The sequence below is a fragment of the Arthrobacter sp. U41 genome (assembly GCF_001750145.1).
GTDB lineage: Bacteria > Actinomycetota > Actinomycetes > Actinomycetales > Micrococcaceae > Arthrobacter.
In genome coordinates, this window is sequence record NZ_CP015732.1 from 3030064 (window position 1) to 3046378 (window position 16315).

At 66.0% G+C, this 16315-nt stretch carries 10 protein-coding genes and 1 tRNA gene; 8 read left to right on the forward strand and 3 right to left on the reverse strand.

The genetic code is table 11. The features are described from left to right. The first annotated feature begins 86 nt into the window (after positions 1-86). The 6 genes from trpB to pyk all read left to right on the forward strand — a co-directional run bounded on the left by trpB (position 87) and on the right by pyk (position 11353). On the forward strand, positions 87-1403 hold the full coding sequence (trpB, locus tag ASPU41_RS13775; protein WP_069951402.1) for a tryptophan synthase subunit beta: 1317 nt from the start codon (positions 87-89) through the stop codon (positions 1401-1403). Continuing rightward, a complete protein-coding gene (trpA, locus tag ASPU41_RS13780) occupies positions 1400-2227 on the forward strand; it encodes a tryptophan synthase subunit alpha (RefSeq protein ID WP_069951403.1) in 828 nt (275 codons plus the stop codon). Before trpB ends, trpA begins: the two co-directional genes overlap by 4 nt. Positions 2228-2231: 4 nt before the next feature. Further along, complete coding sequence (lgt, locus tag ASPU41_RS13785) at positions 2232-3452, forward strand: prolipoprotein diacylglyceryl transferase (RefSeq protein WP_069951404.1); 1221 nt, start codon at positions 2232-2234, stop codon at positions 3450-3452. Between the two features lie 262 nt (positions 3453-3714). Beyond that, positions 3715-8325 (forward strand): glutamate synthase large subunit, encoded by a 4611-nt coding sequence (gene gltB, locus ASPU41_RS13790; RefSeq protein ID WP_069951405.1) that lies wholly within the window; start codon positions 3715-3717, stop codon positions 8323-8325. Next, positions 8318-9775 (forward strand): glutamate synthase subunit beta, encoded by a 1458-nt coding sequence (locus ASPU41_RS13795; RefSeq protein ID WP_069951406.1) that lies wholly within the window; start codon positions 8318-8320, stop codon positions 9773-9775. The genes gltB and ASPU41_RS13795 overlap by 8 nt, the downstream gene beginning before the upstream one ends. A 78-nt stretch (positions 9776-9853) precedes the next feature. Further along, positions 9854-11353, forward strand: a complete 1500-nt coding sequence (gene pyk / locus ASPU41_RS13800) for a pyruvate kinase (protein WP_069951407.1) — start codon at positions 9854-9856, stop codon at positions 11351-11353. Between the two features lie 106 nt (positions 11354-11459). Here pyk and ASPU41_RS13805 read toward each other — a convergent pair whose 3' ends face one another. Next, positions 11460-12065, reverse strand: a complete 606-nt coding sequence (locus ASPU41_RS13805) for an ANTAR domain-containing response regulator (RefSeq protein ID WP_069951408.1) — start codon at positions 12063-12065, stop codon at positions 11460-11462. A 206-nt stretch (positions 12066-12271) separates the two neighbouring features. Between ASPU41_RS13805 and ASPU41_RS13810 the strand changes: the two genes are divergently transcribed. Beyond that, positions 12272-12352 (forward strand) — tRNA-Leu (locus ASPU41_RS13810). 903 nt (positions 12353-13255) lie between these two features. Here the strand turns inward: ASPU41_RS13810 and ASPU41_RS23445 are convergent. Both ASPU41_RS23445 and ASPU41_RS13820 read right to left on the reverse strand, forming a co-directional pair. After that, positions 13256-13429, reverse strand: coding sequence for a DoxX family membrane protein (locus ASPU41_RS23445; protein WP_231941072.1), 174 nt, complete (start codon positions 13427-13429; stop codon positions 13256-13258). A 90-nt stretch (positions 13430-13519) separates the two neighbouring features. Next, positions 13520-14703 (reverse strand): IS3 family transposase gene (locus ASPU41_RS13820; RefSeq protein WP_157356993.1). Its coding sequence is split into 2 segments (ribosomal slippage): positions 13520-14442 and positions 14442-14703, totalling 1185 coding nucleotides; the frame shifts between segments, so codons are not numbered across the junction. A 665-nt stretch (positions 14704-15368) separates the two neighbouring features. Between ASPU41_RS13820 and ASPU41_RS13830 the strand changes: the two genes are divergently transcribed. Then, positions 15369-16157, forward strand: a complete 789-nt coding sequence (locus ASPU41_RS13830; RefSeq protein ID WP_069952697.1) for an alpha/beta fold hydrolase — start codon at positions 15369-15371, stop codon at positions 16155-16157. Positions 16158-16315 lie beyond the last annotated feature (158 nt).

A 16315-nucleotide genomic window follows, 5' to 3' on the forward strand; every position in this document is an offset into this window, starting at 1 on the left:
CGGCCGGGCAACGCCTGGCCGGACGCCGGCAGCGCCTCCGTGCGGCACCCAGATCTAACTAGCAGTGGAACAGGATGGTGAGACTGATGGTCGATGCGCCAGCAGCCGGCTCAGACGAAAGTACCGTGGACGCGTTCCTGCAGGGTGGAGAATCCCTGCGGCACGCCCCCGGACCCTACTTCGGCTCCTACGGCGGCCGATGGATGCCGGAGTCCCTCATCGCAGCCCTGGATGAACTCGAGGACACCTTCGAAAAGGCCAAGGCCGATCCGGAGTTCACCGCGCAGATCGCGGAGCTGAACAAAAACTACTCCGGCCGGCCCTCGCTGCTGACCGAAGCCAAGCGCTTCGCCGAGCACGCCGGGGGAGTGCGGATCTTCCTCAAGCGCGAGGACCTCAACCACACCGGTTCGCACAAGATCAACAATGTGCTGGGCCAGGCGCTCCTTGCCAAGCGGATGGGCAAGACCCGGGTCATCGCCGAGACCGGGGCCGGGCAGCACGGTGTCGCCAGCGCCACCGCCGCGGCCCTGATGGGCCTGGAATGTGTGGTGTACATGGGCGCCGAGGACTGCCGCCGGCAGTCCCTCAACGTGGCCCGGATGGAACTCCTCGGAGCCACCGTCATCCCGGTCACCAACGGTTCCCAGACCCTCAAGGACGCCATCAACGAGGCGCTCCGCGACTGGGTCGCCAACGTGGACAGCACGCACTACCTGCTCGGCACCGCCGCCGGGGCGCACCCGTTCCCGGCCATGGTCCGCTACTTCCACGAGGTCATCGGCGAGGAAGCCCGCGCCCAGATCCTGGAGCAGACCGGCCGCCTGCCCGACGCCGTCTGTGCCTGCATCGGCGGCGGCTCCAACGCCATCGGCATCTTCCACGGCTTCCTGGATGATCCCTCAGTCAAGATCTACGGCTTCGAGGCCGGCGGCGAGGGTGTGGAAACCGGACGCCACGCCGCGACCATCACGCTCGGCAAGCCCGGTGTGCTGCACGGCGCCCGCTCCTACCTGATGCAGGACGACGACGGCCAGACCATCGAGTCGCACTCCATTTCGGCCGGCCTGGACTACCCCGGCGTCGGCCCGGAGCACTCCTACCTCGCGGACATCGGACGCGTCAGCTACGAGCCCATCACGGACAGCGAGGCCATGGACGCGTTCCGGCTGCTCTGCCGCACCGAGGGCATCATCCCGGCCATCGAGTCCGCGCACGCGCTGGCCGGAGCCATGAAGATCGGCCAGCGACTGGCCGCCGAAGGCGACGCATCAGAGAAGATCGTCATCGTGAACCTCTCCGGCCGCGGCGACAAGGACGTGGCCACCGCCGCTGAATGGTTCGACCTGCTGGACAAGGATTCACCCGAGCATGAGATTGCCAAAGAGGGGGAGCAGCTGTGAGCCACGTCCAGGACCCGGGTACCGCCCGGACCGCCAGCAAATCGGCTGCGGCCATTGACCGGGCCAAGGCCCAGGGCCGCGCCGCCCTCATCGGATACCTGCCCGCCGGCTACCCCAGCGTCGCGGACACCATCGCGGCAGGCATCGCCCTCGCGGAAAACGGCGCGGACCTGATCGAAATCGGCATCCCGTACTCCGACCCGGTCATGGACGGCCCTGTTATCCAGGCCGCCACCACCGAGGCCCTGGCCAAGGGCTTCCACGTCCAGCAGGTCTTCGACGTCGTCCGCGGCATCACCAGCAAGACCGACGCCGCCGTGCTGGTCATGACCTACTGGAACCCCGTGGTCCGGATGGGCGTGGACGAATTTTCCCGCCAGCTGGCCGAAGCCGGGGGAGCCGGGCTCATCACCCCGGACCTGATCCCCGACGAAGCCTCCGAATGGATGGCAGCCTCGGACAAGTACGGCCTGGACCGGGTGTTCCTGGTCGCGCCCTCATCCTCGCCGGAGCGCATGAAGCGCACCGTCGAGGCTAGCCGCGGCTTTGTCTACGCGGTCTCGATCATGGGCGTCACCGGCGCCCGCACCTCGGTCAGTTCCGCGGCCCGGGACGTGGTTGCCGCCGCCCACGCTGCCGGCGCCGAACGCGTCTGCGTCGGGCTGGGCGTGTCCAATGCGGACCAGGTCCACGAGATCGCCGCCTACGCGGACGGTGTAATCGTTGGCACCGCGCTCGTCGTGGCCATCGGCGACGGCGGCGTGGATGCGGTAGCGTCCTTGACCAAAGACCTCAGCACCGGCCTTACCAGGGAAGAAGCCTAAGCACATGCAGTCAGTCCTCCACGCGGCGGCGATGATTCCCGCGAGCATTCCGAGCCCGGACTGGTCCGGCTTCGACATCCCGCTGCCGTGGGGGTCACTGCGCATCCATGCCTACGCGCTGTGCATCCTGCTGGGCATCATCGTCGGCCTGTGGCTTACCTCGGTGCGCTGGTCCAAGCGCGGCGCACCGGAGGGCAGCGTCTGGGACATTGCCATCTGGGCCATCCCCTTCGGCATCATCGGCGGCCGGCTGTACCACGTGGTGTCCTCACCGGACGCGTACTTCGGCCCCGGCTTCGACGGCACCGGTGACCTCTCCCTGATCCCGCAGCTCCAGCGCGGCGGGCTGGGGATCTGGGGCGCCGTGCTGCTGGGTGCCGTGGGTGCCTGGATCGGCTGCCGCAAGGCGGGGGTCAAGCTGAGCGCCTTCCTCGACGCTGCCGCGCCCGGGCTGCTGCTGGCCCAGGCGATCGGCCGCTGGGGCAACTACTTCAACCAGGAGCTCTTTGGCGGCCCCACCACCCTTCCGTGGGGCCTGCAGATCGACGCCGACAACCCGAACTTCCCGCCCGGCATGGCCGCGGAGACACTCTTCCACCCGACGTTCCTTTATGAATCCCTCTGGAGCCTGGCCGGCGTCGGGATCTTGCTGCTGCTGGACCGCAAGTTCCACTTCCGCCGCGCCCGCCTGTTCTGCCTCTACGCGGTCTACTACACCCTGGGCCGGGTCTGGATCGAAGCGATGCGGATCGACGACGCCGAGCAGATCAGCCTCTTCGGGATCACCACCAGGCTGAACGTCTGGACCAGCATCTTCGTCCTCATCGCCGCGCTGGTCGCCTTCATCCTGCTGGGCCTGCGGAAGCCCGCGGAGCCCGACACGGCCTACCTGCCGGGCCGCGAGCCGTCGGACAGCGACTCCCCGGAAGCCGCCGGCCCGGAGGCCGCCGCCGCGGAAGCCGACGCTGATTCGGCACTCAAGGAGCCGGCCACGGTTCCGGCCGCGGGCGCCGGAACTGTCCGCCATTCGGATTCTGCTGTCTCAGATAGTGATCCGCGTGGTAATCTCCCTGATAACCAAAGCGGTCCAGGCCACGTTTCCGCCCCAGCTGAAGCGTCCAAGGAATCCACTGGCGGCACCCAGCCCGCCAAGGGAACGCCGGCGGCCGGAGCACCCGGCCACCAGGCCACCGGAACCGCGCCGGAAGCTGAGGGCACCAAATAGCTCAGCCAGGGTAACCGGGCCGCGGAGTCACCCCTCGCAGAGCCCGTCTCCACAGCGTCGTGGCAGCAAGGAATCCAGCGGACAGCAGAGTGTTGCCGTTCGCGCAATTCCGGGCCGGCGTTTGCGTAACTGTTAGTGCAGGACGCGGCGCTGACCTACAATTCCAATAAGAAAACACTTTGTTGTGCCCATCACACCGGCGCACCGATGCGGGCCAATGTTGTCCCTCCCATACGCACGATCAGGAGGAAGGACGTCTCCCATGACCCAAACCCTGCACAGCCCCAGTTGGTCCGAGCCTCAGCAGCCCGCCATCTCACCTTTTAAGCGCTTCGCGGCGCTTCCCGAAGCGGCCGGGCTCTACAACCCGGAGCAGGAGAAGGACGCCTGCGGCCTCGCCATCATCGCCACGCTGCGGGGGGAGCCAGGCTATGACATCGTTGACGCCGCCCTGACAGCCCTGCGCAACCTCGAGCACCGCGGTGCCGTGGGCGCCGACGAAGGCACCGGCGACGGCGCCGGACTGCTCATGCAGGTCCCGGACGAATTCTTCCGCGCCGTGACGGACTTCGAACTTCCCGCCCCCGGCCAGTTCGTCGTCGGAACGGCGTTCCTCCCGGCGGAGCAGCGCGAATCCGACGCCGCCAAGGCCGGCATTGAAAGCCTCGCCGCCGACGAGGGCCTGACGGTCCTCGGCTGGCGCGAAGTTCCGATCGTCGCCGACCTCGTCGGTGCGATGGCCCGGGCCTGCATGCCCTACTTCTCCCAGCCGTTCTTTGCCTCCAGCACCGGGGAAGTGCTGGAGCGCAACGAACTGGACTCCCGGGCCTGGCGCATCCGGAAGCGGGCGCAGAACAAGTTCGGCGTGTACTTCCCGTCGCTGTCCTGCCGGACCATCGTCTACAAGGGCATGCTGACCACGGCCCAGCTCGAGCCGTTCTACCCGGACCTCTCGGACAAGCGCTTCAAGACCAAGCTCGCGATCGTCCACTCACGCTTCTCCACCAACACCTTCCCGTCCTGGCCGCTGGCCCAGCCGTTCCGGACCATCGCCCACAACGGCGAAATCAACACGGTCAAGGGAAACCGCAACTGGATGCGTGCCCGCCAGTCGCAGCTGGCCAACCCGCTGCTGGGGGGTTCCCCCGAGGAGCTGTACCCGATCTGCACCCCGGGCGCCTCCGACTCGGCCTCCTTCGACGAGGTCGCGGAACTGCTCTGGCTCTCCGGCCGCCCGATCACCCACTCGATCATGATGATGATCCCCGAGGCCTGGGAAAACCACGCCACGATGGATCCGGCCCGCCGCGCCTTCTACGAGTACCACTCCATGCTGATGGAGCCCTGGGACGGCCCCGCCGCGGTTTCCTTCACCGACGGCAACCTCGTCGGCGCAACCCTGGACCGCAACGGGCTGCGCCCCGGCCGGTTCTGGATCACCGAGGACGGCCTGATCATCTTCGCCTCCGAGGTCGGCGTGATCGACGTCGAACCGTCCAAGGTGGTCAAGAAGGGCCGCGTCTCACCCGGCAAAATGTTCCTCGTGGACACCGAAGCCGGCCGGATCATCAGCGACGCCGAGGTCAAGGCCGAGGTGGCGGCAGCCAACCCCTGGGCCGACTGGGTCAAGGAAAACCTGATCGACCTGAAGGACCTGCCCGAGCGCGAGCACGTGGTGCACACCGCGGCCTCGGTCAATATCCGCCAGCGCACCTTCGGCTACACCACCGAGGAACTGAAGATCCTGCTCGGCCCGATGTCCCGCACCGGCGCCGAGCCGCTCGGAGCCATGGGATCGGACACCCCCGTGGCGGTGCTGTCCAAGCGGCCCCGGCTGCTCTTCGACTACTTCGTGCAGTCCTTCGCGCAGGTCACCAACCCGCCGCTGGACGCCATCCGCGAAGAGCTCGTCACCTCCCTGACATGTGCGATCGGCCCGAACGGCAACCTGCTGGACACCAAGCAGGTCCGCCAGCCGCAGGTTGCGCTGCCGTTCCCCGTGATCAACAACGACCAGCTCGCCAAGATCGCCAACATCGAGAACGCCGACGGCGACAGGGTCGCCATGAAGGTCCGCGGACTCTACCGGCCCGAGGGCGGCGAAAATGCCCTGCGCGCCCGGCTGACCGAAATCTGCGAGCAGGTCTCCGGCGCCATCAACCGCGGCGTGCAGTACGTTGTGCTCTCGGACCGTGACTCGAACGCCCAGTGGGCGCCGATCCCGTCCCTGCTGCTGGTCAGCGCCGTGCACCACCACCTGCTGCGCAGCGCCAACCGCACCAAGACTGCCCTCGTGGTCGAGGCCGGCGACGTCCGCGAGACGCACCACGTGGCCGTGCTGATCGGCTACGGCGCCTCCGCCGTCAACCCGTACCTGGCGATGGAATCGGTGGAACAGCTGATCTCCACCGGCGACGTCGTCGGGGTCACCCCGCAGGACGGCGTCTACAACCTGATCAAGGGCCTCGGCAAGGGCGTCCTGAAGATCATGTCCAAGATGGGCATTTCCACCGTTGCCTCCTACACGGGAGCCCAGACCTTCGAGGCCCTGGGCCTTGGCCAGGACCTGGTGGACGAGTACTTCTCCGGCACACACTCCCAGCTTGGCGGCGTCGGACTCGACGTCATCGCGGCCGAGGTCGCGGCGCGCCACCGGATGGCGTACCCCGAGAACGGCATCGAGCAGCCCCACCAGGCGCTGCTCGGCGGCGGCGAGTACCAGTGGCGCCGCGACGGCGAGCCGCACCTGTTCAACCCGGAGACCGTGTTCCGGCTGCAGCACGCCACGCGTGAGCGCCGGTACGACATCTTCAAGTCCTACACCCGCGGGGTCGACGACCAGTCCGAGAACCTGATGACCCTGCGCGGGCTCCTGAAGTTCAAGGCCGGGCTGCGTCCCGCGGTCCCGCTGGAGGAAGTGGAGTCCGTCTCCAGCATCGTCAAGCGGTTCTCCACCGGCGCGATGAGCTACGGTTCCATCTCCCAGGAGGCCCACGAAACCCTCGCGATCGCCATGAACCGCCTGGGCGGCAAGTCCAACACCGGTGAGGGTGGCGAGGACGTTGACCGGCTGCTCGATCCGACGCGCCGCTCGGCAGTCAAGCAGATTGCCTCGGGCCGCTTCGGCGTGACCAGTCTCTACCTGACCAACGCCGACGACATCCAGATCAAGATGGCGCAGGGTGCCAAGCCCGGCGAAGGCGGCCAGCTGATGGCGCAGAAGGTCTACCCCTGGGTGGCCCGGACAAGGCACTCGACGCCCGGCGTCGGGCTTATCTCCCCGCCCCCGCACCACGACATCTACTCGATCGAGGACCTCGCGCAGCTGATCTATGACGCGAAGCGGGCCAACCCCTCGGCCCGGGTGCACGTCAAGTTAGTCTCCGAGGTCGGGATCGGCACGGTGGCCGCCGGCGTCACCAAGGCCAAAGCCGACGTCGTGCTGGTTTCCGGGCACGACGGCGGAACCGGCGCCTCGCCGCTGAACTCGCTCAAGCACGCCGGGGTGCCGTGGGAACTCGGCCTCGCCGAGACCCAGCAGACGCTGATGCTCAACGGCCTGCGCGACCGCGTGGTGGTGCAGGTGGACGGCCAGCTCAAGACCGGCCGCGACGTGGTGATCGCCGCGCTGCTCGGCGGCGAGGAATTCGGTTTCGCCACCGCGCCGCTGGTGGTCTCCGGCTGCATCATGATGCGCGTCTGCCACCTGGACACCTGCCCGGTGGGGGTCGCGACGCAGAACCCCGAGCTGCGCTCCCGCTTCACCGGCAAGCCGGAATTCGTGGTCAACTTCTTCGAATTCCTCGCCGAGGAAGTCCGCGAGATCCTGTCCGAGCTTGGCTTCCGGAGCATCGAGGAAGCGATCGGCCACGCCGAAATGCTCGACACCCGTGAGGCGATCAACCACTGGAAGGCCGAAGGGCTGGACCTGGACCCGATCCTGCACGGACTCGAGTTCGACGACGACGCACCCCTGCGCAACCTCACCGGCCAGAACCACGAGCTGGACAAGCACTTCGACCAGCGCCTGATCGTGATGGCCGCGGAGGCCCTGAGCGACCGCACACCGGTCAAGATCGCCGTCGACGTGATCAACACGGACCGCTCCGTCGGCACGATGCTGGGCCACGTGGTCACCAAGACCTTCAGCACGGACGTGCTGGCCACGGACACCATCGACATCACACTGACCGGCACCGCCGGCCAGTCGCTCGGTGCTTTCCTGCCGGCCGGCATCACGCTGCGGATGTTCGGTGACTCAAACGACTACGTCGGCAAGGGGCTTTCCGGCGGGCGCATCATCGTCCGGCCGGACCGCACCAACGTGTTCCCGGCGGAGCGCAACGTGATCGCCGGAAACGTGATCGGCTATGGCGCCACGAGCGGCGAGATGTTCCTGCGCGGCCAGGTCGGCGAACGCTTTATGGTCCGCAACTCCGGCGCCACCGCGGTGGTCGAGGGGATCGGCGACCACGGCTGCGAGTACATGACCGGAGGTCAGACGCTGATCATCGGGCGCACCGGCCGCAACTTCGGTGCCGGCATGTCCGGCGGTACCGCTTATGTGCTGGACCTGCAGACCGAACGCGTGAACAAGCAGGCCCTGGAGTCCGGCGAGCTGCAGCTGCGCGAACTGGACGCCGAGGACCGCGACATTGTCCATGGACTGCTGCTGAAGCACTCCGAGGAGACCGAGTCGCTGCTGGCGGCCCGGCTGCTGGAGAACTTCGATGACACCGCAGCCCGCATAACCAAGGTGCTGCCGCGCGACTACGCGGCCGTGCTGCAAACCCGCCTTGACGCCATCGAAGAGGGCCTTGACCCCGACGGCGAAGAAGTTTGGTCTCGAATCCTGGAGGTGACCGGTGGCTGATCCACGCGGATTTCTGAAAGTACGTCAGCGCGAAACCCAGCCCCGCCGTCCCGTTCCGGTCCGCATTATGGACTGGAAGGAAGTCTACGAGGCCCAGGAAAAGGGTGTCCTGAAGGCCCAGGCCGGCCGCTGCATGGACTGCGGCGTGCCGTTCTGCCACCAGGGCTGCCCGCTGGGGAACCTCATTCCGGAGTGGAATGACCTCATCTGGCGGGACAAGGGCGAGGAAGCGATGGAGCGGCTGCACGCCACCAACAACTTCCCCGAGTTCACCGGGCGGCTCTGCCCGGCCCCCTGCGAGGCCTCCTGCGTGCTGGGCATCAACCAGCCCGCGGTGACCATCAAGCAGGTCGAGGTCTCCATCGTGGACCAGGCGTTCGAGAACGGCTGGGTCAACCCGCTGCCGCCGGCCCGCCTCAGCGGCAAGACGGTCGCCGTCGTCGGCTCCGGCCCGGCCGGGCTTGCCGTCGCGCAGCAGCTGACCCGGGTGGGCCACACCGTCGCCGTCTATGAGCGCGATGACAAGATCGGCGGCCTGCTGCGGTACGGGATTCCCGATTTCAAGATGGAAAAAGAGCACGTGGACCGCCGGCTGGAGCAGATGAAAGCCGAAGGCACCCGCTTCCGGACCGGCGTCGCCGTCGGCACCGACGTGACCTGGGAGCAGCTGCGCCGACGTTACGACGCCGTCGTGGTCGCCACCGGCGCCACCGTCCCGCGTGACCTGCCGATCCCGGGCCGCGAGCTCGAGGGCGTGCACTTCGCGATGGACTACCTCGTCCCGGCCAACCGTGTGGTGGCGGGGGAGACGGTGGAGAACCAGATCAACGCTGCCGGAAAGCACGTTGTTATCCTCGGCGGCGGCGACACCGGCGCGGACTGCCTCGGCACCGCGCACCGGCACCAGGCCGCGTCCGTCACCACCCTGGCAATCGGCAAGCAGCCGCCGGCGGAGCGCGCCAGCCACCAGCCGTGGCCGACGTTCCCCACCCTGTTCGAGGTGGCCAGCGCCCATGAGGAGGGCGGCGAACGCACCTACCTCGCCTCCACCGTGGAGTTCGTCGGCGAGAACGGCAAACTGACCGGCGTGAAGGTGGCCGAGACCGAATTCGTCGACGGCAAGCGCCTCCCCAGGGCCGGCACCGAGCGGATCATCCCGGCCGACCTGGTCTTCCTCTCGCTCGGCTTCACCGGCCCGGAGCCGGCAGGGATCACCGAGCAGGTCAGTGCCGAGTTCGACGGCCGCGGCAACGTGGCCCGCGACGGGTACTACATGACCAACACGGAAGGCATCTTCGTCGCCGGAGACGCCGGCCGCGGCCAGTCGCTCATCGTCTGGGCGATCGCCGAGGGACGCGCCTGTGCCGCCGCGGTGGACAAGTTCCTGATGGGCAGCACCATCCTTCCGGCCCCGGTGGCGCCAACCGACCGGGCCATGGCCGTCCTGTAGTCCAGCTGGTTTCCAACGGCCCCCGGCCATTCACCTTGATACAACTACATCCATACAATCGACTACTAGGGTAGGTATATGAGACGCGCTAAAATAGTGGCCACGTTCGGACCGGCAATCGCGAGCTTTGAGAACACTCTCGCCGTGCTGGAAGCCGGCGTCGACGTGGCCCGCATGAACATGAGCCACGGCGACTACGCCGTGCACGACTCCACCTACGAGAACGTCCGCAAGGCAGCCGGGCAGCTCGGCAAGGCCGTCGCCATCATGGCCGACCTGCAGGGCCCGAAGATCCGCCTGGGCCGGTTCGTGGACGGACCGCACCTGCTGGCTGTTGGCGACACCTTCACCATCACCACCGAGGACGTCCCGGGCACCAAGGACATCTGCTCCACGACGCTCAAGAGCCTCACCCAGGACGTCAACGCCGGCGATGCCCTGCTGATCGACGACGGCAAGGTCGCGCTCCGCGCGATCGACGTCGACGACGTCAAGGTCGTCGCCCAGGTGATCGTCGGAGGGTACGTTTCGAACAACAAGGGCATCAACCTGCCCGGCGTTGCCGTCAACGTGCCGGCGCTGAGCGAAAAGGACGAGGACGATCTGCGCTGGGCCATGCGCCGCGGCGTGGACATGGTGGCACTGTCCTTCGTCCGCGACGCCTCGGACATCAAGCGTGTCCACGAGATCATGGACGAAGAAGGCCGCCGCGTGCCGGTGATCGCCAAGATCGAGAAGCCGCAGGCCGTTGAGCAGCTCCCCGAGATCATCGACGCGTTCGACGCCATCATGGTGGCCCGTGGCGACCTCGGCGTGGAACTTCCGCTCGAGGAAGTGCCGATCGTGCAGAAGCGCGCCGTTGAACTGGCCCGCCGATGGGCCAAGCCCGTCATTGTGGCCACCCAGGTGCTGGAGTCCATGATCGACAACCCGCGACCGACCCGAGCCGAGGCGTCCGACTGCGCCAACGCCGTGCTGGACGGCGCCGATGCGGTAATGCTCTCCGGCGAGACCAGCGTGGGCAAGTTCCCGATCGAGACCGTCAAGACCATGGCCCGGATCATCGAATCCACCGAGGTCCACGGCCTGGAGCGCGTCCCCCCGCTGGGCACCAAGCCCAAGACCCGCGGTGGCGCCATCACCCGGGCCGCCGTCGAAATCGCCGACCAGCTGGATGCCAAGTACATTTGTGCCTTCACGCAGTCCGGCGACTCGGCACGGCGCCTGTCGCGGCTGCGTCCGATCCGGCCGGTCTTCGCCTTCACCCCGGTGGAGCACGTCTGGAACCAGCTGGCGCTGACCTGGGGAATCCAGCCGGTGCTGGTCCCGATGGTGGGCCACACGGACGAGATGACCGCACAGGTTGACCGCAGCCTGCTGAACATGGACCTGGTCGAGGACGGCGACATGGTGGTCATCGCCGCCGGTTCGCCTCCCGGAAAGGCCGGTTCCACGAACATGCTGAAGGTCCACAAGGTTGGCGACCTGGCCGACGCCGGCAGCCACGGCGAAGCCGAGGTTACCAAGGACAAGCTCGGCCCCTGGCCGGAAAAGAAGAAGCGGAACGGCAAAGCCTAGTTCCGGAGATTGACAGCACGAAGGAGGGTCCCCGCCACGCGGTTTGCGCGGCGGGGACCCTCCCCTTTTTGTCTTCTTTGCCGGGCTCTTGTCTGCCCGGGCCGGGTCAGTTGACCTGGTTGATGATGGTCTCGGCAACCTCGCGCATGCTCAGGCGGCGGTCCATTGAGGTCTTCTGGATCCACCGGAACGCCTCCGGCTCGGTCAGGCCCATTTTGGTGGTCAGGAGGCTCTTGGCGCGCTCCACGAGCTTGCGGGTGGCGAACTGCTCCTGCAGGTCGGTCACTTCGCTTTCGAGGGCCTTGATCTCCTCATGGCGGGAGAGCGCGATCTCCAGGGCGGGGATCAGGTCCGCCGGGGTGAAGGGCTTGACCACGTAGGCCATGGCGCCGGCGTCGCGGGCGCGTTCGACGAGTTCCTTCTGGCTGAACGCGGTCAGCAGGACCACGGGGGCGATCCGCGCCTTGACGATCTTTTCGGCGGCCGAGATGCCATCCATGATGGGCATCTTGACGTCCATCAGGACGAGGTCCGGCTTCAGTTCCTCGGCGAGCTGCACGGCTTTCTCGCCGTTGTCTGCTTCGCCGACGACGTCGTAGCCTTCGCCCCGCAGGATCTCGATGATGTCGAGCCGGATGAGGGTCTCGTCCTCGGCGACAACCACGCGGCGCGCCGGCTTGGACGTGGGGTTTGACTCCGTCTGTTCTGACACGGGAACTCCTTGGAAAGGTACGGCGGGAACTAGACCATCTTAGGTTGTCACCGCTGGTGTACTGGGACCGGGTTGGGTTCGATGCGGCGTCACTGGCGCGATTCTGGAATTCAGCCTATCTGCATGTAGAGTAATTTCGGGCACTGGAAGCGATCGCGTTGCTCACAGCACTGTGGCTGGGCGATTATGACACCGGTGTACTCCGCGCCCGAGTGGCGGAATGGCAGACGCGCCGCACTCAAAATGCGGTATCGAAAGGTGTGTGGGTTCGAGTCCCACCTCGGGCACAGTGTTTCCGCAGTTCAGGGGCTTTTTTGGTGTTTTTTCGTGTGGACAGTGTCCACACTCTCGCCTCTGATCTGATGTTTCGGGTGTGTGGGGTCCCGGAACGGCCTATTTGGTTGTTTGGGGAGCTGCTGCCTATGGCGGAACGGGTACCGCTCTGTGGGGTCTCTTCTGGGTGTTCATCCTCGTTCGTCCTTTCGTTTGGTTTTTTCGCGTTCACTACTTCATGGTGGCCAGGGCCGCGTACAACATGACGTTCTGATTATTCTTTAGATGGACCTGGGTTTGCCGCTGGTCCGGATTTTCCGCTCTGATACCTGTTCATGCAGGACTGCGGGGGGAACGGCATGACCTGGCAACTGATCCGGGCAGGTCATGGGCTCGCTGAGCCTGGCCAGTCGGCAGGCGGGGCCGGCTTCGAGGGCGGGTTGTTGGACCTGGTGGGACCAGTTGCCATGTCCTTCCCACCACTAACCCGCCGCCGTGGCCATCATTTTCCCGTCATCGTCGCATCCGGATTCTGGTATCCGGCGTCACTGTCCTCACTGTCCTCGCTGTTTTGGGTGGGGGGAGCTGGCCACGTTGCTCTCAATCCGATCGCACGGAAAAGCTAACGAGGCGGTGGGCCTAGGCCAATGGGTGGATTCAGGCTAAGGCGTGTGGGGCTGGGCTGACACTTCCTCCACCGGGGTTCCGGAGGCCGGTGCCACTGTGTCGTCGGCCAGGGCTTTACGCCGGCGGTAAATCTGGACCCCGATGGCTGCCGGTATTACGGCTAGGTCAGCCGCCCTCATCCAGGGCCGGTCCAGGATATGACCGGTGAGCGAGTCCAGGGAGAGAGGTCCGGGCCCTCCGATGGTGAACGACGCTGCCGCCAGGCCCAGTACCGCGGGGTACTCAAATCCTCACTCTGTGGCGAAGAAGCCGTTAGGGGCGTGGACGCTGGCAGCGACGCCCATCGTGGTGGCAGCGGCGGCGCCGGCGGCCGGAGTGGCCAGCCCCAGGGCCAAGGCAACACCGGCTCCTGCTTCACCCACGCCTGCGAGGATGGCGCTGGGTTTTGCTGGGCGGAAGCCCATGGCGTGCATGCCCTTGCTGGTTCCTTCGATGCCTCCTCCGCCGAACTGGGCTGCTGCGGGGATTTCGGACAGCGGAATTAGTGGATTCTTCTACGCTGCCAAGGCTGGCTGTTGATAACCATAGTGGACTTCGTTGGGCCGGCGGTAACCCAGCGCGGAGTGACGGCGCCGGCTGTTGTAAAACCCCTCGATGTAGCGAATGACGTCGCTCCGGGCTTGTGATTTGGTCGCGTAAACGGTCCGGTAGACACGCTCGTTTTTCAGGGCGGAGAAGAACGATTCGGCCATGCTGTTATCCCAGCACACGCCGGTGCGTCCCATCGAGGAGCGCATACCGAGGCCGGCCACCAGGGCCCTGAAATCCGTCGAGGTATAGACGCTGCCCCGGTCGGAGTGCCAGATCGCGGACGGCTCGATCCGGGTTGTCGCGGCGGCGTTCCTAAGCGCATCGGTCACGAGCTCGGTGCGCATGTGATCGGCGATGGACCAGCCGACGACTTTCTTTGAGTAGCAGTCGATGACGGTGGCGAGATAGACGAACCCTTGCCAGGTGTGGATGTAGGTGATGTCGCCGACGAACTTCACTCCGGGGCGGTCGGCGGTGAAATCCCGGTTGACGAGGTCGGGCATGCCCGCGGCGGCCTCAGCGTCAGCCTCGGTGGTGATGCGGAACGGGCGTGGCTGACAGGCCACCAGACCCTGGTGGCGCATGATCTGCCGCACCAGCTCGGGAGAGCACTCGGTCTGTTCCGCGGCGAGATCGGCGTGGATCCGCCGGTACCCGTAGGTGCCCTCGGACTCCTCGAAGAAGTGCTGGATCCGTGCCGTCAGGGCCTGCCGGCGCCCCGAGGTGGCAGATTGCGGACGGGTGGCCCAGTGATAGAAACCGGAGGTTGAGACGGCCAGCCAGCGGCACATTTTCACCACCGAGTTTAGATTGGCGGGCTCAGCTTTTTGGGAATCGATGAATTCATACTTGCTCACTACCGCTGCTCCCGCGCGAAGTAAGCGCTGGCTTTTTTCAGGAAGGCAGTCTCCGCCCGCAGCTCTTGAACTTCACGCTCGAGCTCCTTCAGCCGGGCCCGTTCCGGCACCGTCAGATCCACCTCTGTCCCGCCGTTGGCCTCGCGGTACTTGACCAGCCAGTTGCGGAGCGTCTCGGGGCCGACACCGTACGCCGTGGCCACGTCCTTGATCGGCTTGGACGTGGTGATCACCTCGCGGCACAGCTCGTCCTTGAACTCCTGGGGAAAACGCTTCCGTGATGCGGTCATGCTGATCTCTACTTTCGGTAGACCCCCATTTTAAGGGGGCCCACTGTCCGAGATCTCCGCGGCAGCCCAAACCATCCGAAGAGTTTTTGGGATCCGTGCGCGATGAGCACGCCTCCGAGGGCAACCCGGAACAGGGTCTGCGCGGCGGCGGCAGCCTCAGGGCTGGTCGTTGCAAGGCTCATAGGGGTTCTCCTTGGATGGGCCGTGGCGCTGCGCCGGCCGGCGCTCCTTTACAAGCATGATTCTACGTCGGCGGGCCGATCCGGTCACGGGAGGTAAAGCCTAAGAAGAGTTCTTCTCCCGCCGCTGGCGGCAAGGGGTTTCACAGGTACTGCAAGAAAACGTGCAGCAAATGACACCGGGTTAGGCGCTGCGGGGACAACGACAACCCCTGACCCATCCATCTTGGTCCCAGCAGCACCCGTGGCCGGATACGCTTCGCGAGCACTTCCCAAATGAGGCACGCACCACATTTCGTGAGCACTATTAATGAGTCTCGTAGAACCCTTGTGGCGCCGAGGGCGCGAGAGGAAAATAACCGCAGGGACGGGCACGCCGTCGAAGATCAACCGCTCAATGGCCGCACAAATTCACACGGCGGCATGCGGAACGTGATGCCAGTCCCTTCTAAGCGGGTCGGGGAACCGGCCAGGACGGAGTGGACCATGCCCGGCTACGTGGAAATTGACGGGCACCCAACGTGGGTCGATGATCGGGGCGGTCCGGGCACACCTCTCCTGCTGTTGCATGGCGGCCTGAGCAACAGTGACGAGCTGCTCAACAGCATTGGGGCAGGTCTCGCGGAGCGCTACCGAGTCGTCGCGTTCGATCGCAGTGGCCACGGCTACACCTCGGACACCGATGCAGATTTCCACTATGCGGACATGGCGGACGAGACCGTTCGGGTGCTTGAACAGGTCGTCGGCGGACCGGCCCATCTCGTGGGGTGGAGTGACGGCGGGATCGTTGCCCTGCTCGTTGCGCTTCAGCGATCCGATCTCGTACAAAGGCTTGTTGTCATTGGCGCTAACTACCACTTCGACGGCTCCATGGCCGTTGAGATGGATCCTGAATCTTCGCTTGCGCAGGCACTGGGCAAGGCCTACATCGAACGCTCACCTCACGGTCCCGAGCACTTGGAAGTGGCCATCAGCAAGAGTTTCAGAATGTTCGGTGCGGAGCCGACGCTCACGACGACCGACATCGCGCGAATTGCCCGGCCTGTGCTCGTCGTCGTCGGCGACGATGATTTGGTCGCACTGCCACATACGGTCTCGCTGTACGAGGCCTTGCCTGAAGGCCAGCTGGCCGTGGTCCCCGGGGCCTCTCACGCGCTTCCATTGGAACAACCGGATGTCCTCACCGGTCTCATCCTCAATTTCCTGGCCGCGGTTGAGTCTGCCCGCACGCTCCTTCCCGTTCGCCGGGCACGGCCCAGGCCCAGCAGCAACTAGGGCCCCGAGGGCACGGGGCATGACGCTTAACAAAAGCAGCCAAGAGGTGCCCTGGTTTGGCCAGCTGGGCACCGAGGGAACGTCAGTCCGGATTTCAACCTGCGGCATCGCCATGAACTCATCCAAGGACCAGGGCGGCGTTGATCCGTCTCGGTCAC